Here is a 5,013-nt window from a genome sequence, read left to right as displayed (position 1 = left end):
GACCGCCGGGGTGGCCCGGACCGCCGGGGCCGCCGCCGGGGCGGCGGTGCATCCGCGCGGCGGCGGCGCCGATAGGGGCGGCACCGTGCCGGGTGGGCATGGCGCCGAGGTTGTTGCGGGTGCCGGTGACGACATAGCCCTTGACGCCGCCCGCGAGGGCGTTGCGTACGGCGCCGATGTCGTCGGCGGCGGAGAGGGCGAGGCCGTTCGGCCAGCCCGCGGCTCGGGTCTCGGACAGCAGGCTGAGGCCCGAACCGTCCGGGAGGTGGACGTCGGCCACGCAGATGTCGCGTGGATTGCCGACTCGGGGACGTGCCTCCGCGATGGACGACGCCTCGATCACGTCACGCACACCGAGAGCCCACAGATGTCGGGTCACGGTGGAGCGGACGCGGGGGTCGGCCACGACGACCATGGCCGTCGGTTTGTTGGGGCGGTAGGCGACCAGGCTTGTGGGGTGCTCAAGAAGAACAGACACCGGGCCTCCGAGGGCTGGCTGCGGACGGAACGATTCCGGTAACCGTGCGCGGTGAGCCGGGGAGTTCCGTGTGGAAGGGTCATAGACCTCTTCGGCAGCTCGGGGGAGCTGCTTTAGGGAATGATCACCAATTGATGACCGATATTTCCCGAATCGGACAGCCGCTCGACGCGGTGGGGGAACGCGGCCGCGACCGGCTCCGGCAGGCTCCGAACGCCCCCGCCGATCACCGGTCGTACGGTCACAGCGGCTGTCGTGCGGTCACAGCGGCTGCGGTCCCCGGCGCTTGGGCAGCGAGACGACGGAGCTTCCCTCGCCCGCCTCCGGCGGGAGCCCGGCGCACTGGCACAGCAGCTCCGTCCACGCGAGGAGATGGGCGGCCATGTCGGGCAGCGCGTCCGGTGCCGCGGGGTCGTCGGGGCGGGGTGTCCAGCTCGCGCGGATCTCCAACTCCGTCTGCGGAGGGCGCTCCTCCAGACCGCCGAAGTAGGAGGAGCCGGAGCGCGTCACTGTTCCGCTGGAGTCCGAGTACGCGGCCGACTGTGCCTCCAGCGCACCCGTCAGCCAGGACCAGGTCACCTCGGGCAGCAGCGGGTCGCCCGCGATCTCCGGTTCCAGTTCGGTACGGGCGAGGGTGACGACGCGGAAGGTGCTGTGCCACGACTCCTGTCCCGAGGGGTCGTGGAGCAGGACGAAGCGGCCGTCCGCCAACTCCGCCTCGTCGTCCGCGGGATCCATGACGGCGGCCGACACCGCGCAGGAGAAGGGTGCGAGACGTTTCGGCGCCGGCAGCGAGGAGAGCTGCACCTCCGGGCGGGTGCGTGCCGCGTTCAGGGCCGCCGTCGCGCGCTGGAAGGGGGGCGGGGTGTCTCCGCCTCCGCCGTCCGAGCTGCCGGAGCCCTCCGTCATCCTTGGTCGTCCCGCTGCCATGGGGCGCAAGGTTAGGGCGAGCCGGCGGGTCTCACCGGTAGGGACACTCGCAAGTGGCCGAAGAACGGTGGGTGTTGAAGAAGCGGAACGGCTCGCGGGGCGGTCAGCGCAGGGACGTACGGCGGGCCGGTCCGGGAGATTGGCTGACAACTGACGGGTGCTTGCGGACCGGTGCCGCCCGCCGGGGCGGAACGCGGTGACGGTGCGTTCCCGTCGTCGCGCCGGCCCCGCCACGACCCTGCCCCGACCCTTCCCCGATCCCGTTCCGGAGGCCGCCCTCGGCGGTCGGCGGCGCTCCGGGAGCGTGGGAGACTGCGGGGCGTGAGTGCTGACGAATCCCTGCCGGGCGCCTCCCAGCCGGGCCATCCGACCGACCCGCACGACTCCGTCTTTCTCCGGGCCTGCCGCCGTGAACCGGTGCCGCACACACCGGTGTGGTTCATGCGGCAGGCGGGGCGGTCGCTTCCCGAGTACCGGAAGGTGCGCGAGGGCATCGCGATGCTCGACTCGTGCATGCGCCCCGAACTGGTCACGGAGATCACGCTCCAGCCCGTACGCCGTCACGGCGTCGACGCCGCGATCTACTTCAGCGACATCGTCGTACCTCTCAGGGCGATCGGCGTCGACCTGGACATCAAGCCCGGCGTGGGTCCCGTCGTGGAGCGGCCCGTGCGGACGCGTGCCGACCTCGAGCGGCTGCGGCCGCTGGAACCGGAGGACGTCGCATACGTCACGGAGGCCGTACGGCTCCTCACGCGCGAGCTGGGCGGCACGCCCCTCATCGGCTTCGCGGGCGCCCCGTTCACGCTGGCCAGCTATCTCGTGGAGGGCGGGCCCTCGCGCAACCACGAGCGTACGAAGGCGATGATGTACGGCGATCCCGAACTGTGGGCGGCGCTGCTGGAGCGGCTGGCCGTCATCACCGGGACGTTCCTGAAGGTGCAGATCGAGGCGGGCGCCTCGGCCGTGCAGCTCTTCGACTCCTGGGCGGGCGCCCTGTCGGAGGCGGACTACCGGCGGTCCGTACTGCCCGCCTCCGCGAAGGTCTTCGACGCGGTCGCCGGCTACGGGGTGCCGCGCATCCACTTCGGCGTCGGCACGGGCGAACTGCTCGGCGCCATGGGGGAGGCGGGCGCGGACGTCGTCGGGGCGGACTGGCGGGTGCCGCTGGACGAGGCCGCCCGGCGCGTGGGGCCGGGGCACGCGGTACAGGGGAACCTGGACCCGGCGGTGCTGTTCGCTCCGCGCGAGGCGGTGGAGGAGCAGGCCCGGCGGACGCTGGACGCGGCACGCGGGCTGGACGGCCACATCTTCAACCTGGGGCACGGCGTGCTTCCTGAGACGGACCCGGACGCGCTGACCCGGCTCGTGGCGTACGTACACGAGGAGACGGCGACGTGAAGTGCGGGGCGAAGTGAGGGGCGAAGTGCGGGGCGGGGAGCGGGGGTTGGGCGTGGCGGACGGCGGCTGACGGATGACAGATTCTGAAATCTGTCATCTGTTAGGCGTCATCCGTTCTCTGTCATCTGCCGACTGCTATCCCTTCGCCGTCAGCCGTCAGCCCCTCTCCTTGACCGCCGCCGTCGCCTTTCGCGCCGCCACCAGCACCGGGTCCCACACAGGAGAGAAGGGCGGCGCGTAGCCCAGGTCCAGGAAGGTCATCTGCTCGACCGTCATGCCCGCGGTCAGTGCCACCGCCGCGATGTCGACGCGCTTCCCCGCACCCTCCCTGCCCACGATCTGGGCGCCCAGGAGCTTGCCCGTACCGCGTTCCGCGAGCATCTTGACGCGCATCGGGCGGCTCCCGGGGAAGTAGCCCGCGCGGCTGGTCGCCTCGGCCGTCACCGTCACGAACTGGAGCCCGACCGCACGGGCTTGGGCCTCCAGCAGTCCCGTACGTGCGATCTCCAGGTCGCAGACCTTGCTCACGGCGGTGCCGACGACCCCCGGGAACGTCCCATAGCCGCCGCCGATGTTGGCGCCGATGACCTGGCCCTGCTTGTTGGCGTGGGTGCCGAGGGCGATGTGGCGGGTCCGTCCCGAGACCAGGTCCAGGACCTCGACGCAGTCGCCGCCGGCCCAGATGTTCTCCCGTCCGCGCACGCGCATCGCGAGGTCCGTCAGCAGACCGCCGGAGGCGCCGAGCGGCAGTCCGGCCTCGCGCGCGAGCGAGGTCTCCGGGGCGACGCCGAGGCCGAGTACGACGACGTCCGCCGGGTAGCGGGCGGACTCGGTGGTCACCGCCGTGACCCGGCCCCCGTTCCGTCCGTCCCCTTCCCGTCCGTCCCCCTTCCGTCCGCCGGCGTCCGGTTCGGCGGTCTCGATCGCGGTGACGGCCGCGTCCGTCACCACCTCCATGCCCATGTCGCACATCGACTCGCGTACCAGCTCGCCCATGTCGGGATCCAGGGTGGTCATGGGCTGCGGTGCCTGGTCGAGGACGGTCACCTCGTACTTCCGCCGTACCAGGGCCTCGGCCATCTCCACGCCGATGTAGCCCGCGCCGACGACGACGGCCCGCAGGGCGGCCCCGTCCGCTCTCCGGTCTGCGCGCTCCAGCGCGTCCAGCAGCGCCTGGCCGTCCTCCAGGGACTGCACGCCGTGCACGCCCTCCGCGTCGATGCCGGGCAGCGGCGGGCGCGTCGGGCGGGCGCCGGTCGCCAGGACGAGGTCGTCGAACTCCGTCCAGTACTCCCGGAGTTCGGCTCCGCTCCGTGCACCGTCCCCGGTCCCGGTCCCGTCCCGGGACCCGTCTCCGCGGCCCGGCAGCTCCCGCGCCCGCACCCGTCCGCCGTCCAGGTCGAGGGCCGTGACCTCGGTGCGCATCCGCAGATCGATGCCCCGTTCCCGGTGCTCCTCGGGCGTACGGGCGATCAGGTCGTCGCGCTGTGCGACGTCGCCGCCGATCCAGTACGGGATGCCGCACGCGGAATAGGAGGAGAAGTCGCCCCGTTCGAAGGCGACGATCTCCAGCTCGTCCGGGCCCTGAAGCCTGCGGGCCTGCGAGGCGGCCGTCATGCCCGCCGCGTCACCCCCGACGACGACCATGCGGCGCGCAGCGGCCATGACCTGTGCTCCTCCCGTTGCGGGGCCGGGGCCGCCGGCCCTCGCCGGCTCGCTTCCGGGCCCGGTGCATGCCCTGGTTACGCGGGGCGGTACCCGCGCTGGGACGATGGACACATGCATGTGATCGTGATCGGCGGCGGCATCTCCGGGCTCGCCGCGGCGCAACGGCTGTGTGCGGACGGTGCGTCGGTGACGGTGCTGGAGGCGTCCGCGCGCGTGGGCGGCAAGCTGCTGACGGGCGACGTCGCCGGGAGCGCCGCCGTCGACCTGGGCGCGGAGTCGATGCTCGCGCGCCGCCCCGAGGGCGTGGACCTCGCACGCGAGGCCGGGCTCGGGGAGTCCCTCGTACCGCCGACGGGTGCCGGTGCCGCGATCTGGTCCCGCGGCGAGCTGTGCCCGATGCCGAAGGGCCATGTGATGGGCGTGCCCGGGGACGCCGAGGCGCTGCGCGGCCTGCTCTCCGCCGAGGGCGTCGCCCGCGTCGCGCGGGAGCCGGAGTTGCCGCCCGAGCCGGTCGGCGAGGACGCCGCGATCGGCGA

The 5,013-nt window shown here is 72.9% G+C and carries 5 protein-coding genes; 2 read left to right on the top strand and 3 right to left on the bottom strand.

The window, feature by feature from the left end:
• Window positions 1-478 (bottom strand): response regulator (locus AN218_RS10995; protein WP_070016607.1); only part of this gene is annotated, 478 nt, incomplete at its 3' end.
• 261 nt (window positions 479-739) lie between these two features.
• Entirely contained in the window at window positions 740-1,408 is a 669-nt protein-coding gene (locus tag AN218_RS10990; RefSeq protein ID WP_070016606.1) for a DUF3000 domain-containing protein, read from the bottom strand.
• A 321-nt stretch (window positions 1,409-1,729) separates the two neighbouring features.
• On the opposite strand from AN218_RS10990, the gene hemE reads away from it, so the two are divergent.
• Window positions 1,730-2,809 (top strand): uroporphyrinogen decarboxylase, encoded by a 1,080-nt coding sequence (hemE, locus tag AN218_RS10985; protein WP_070016604.1) that lies wholly within the window; start codon window positions 1,730-1,732, stop codon window positions 2,807-2,809.
• Between the two features lie 156 nt (window positions 2,810-2,965).
• On the opposite strand, the gene AN218_RS10980 is transcribed toward hemE, so the two are convergent.
• Entirely contained in the window at window positions 2,966-4,474 is a 1,509-nt protein-coding gene (locus AN218_RS10980) for an FAD-dependent oxidoreductase (RefSeq protein ID WP_070016602.1), read from the bottom strand.
• Between the two features lie 114 nt (window positions 4,475-4,588).
• Between AN218_RS10980 and AN218_RS38095 the strand changes: the two genes are divergently transcribed.
• Window positions 4,589-5,013: FAD-dependent oxidoreductase (locus tag AN218_RS38095; RefSeq protein WP_244900396.1), on the top strand; the 425-nt coding region annotated here is incomplete at its 3' end.

The organism is Streptomyces nanshensis (assembly GCF_001751255.1).
GTDB lineage: Bacteria > Actinomycetota > Actinomycetes > Streptomycetales > Streptomycetaceae > Streptomyces > Streptomyces nanshensis_A.
Note: the sequence above shows the minus strand (reverse complement) of the source record. Positions and strands in the feature narration are given on the sequence as shown.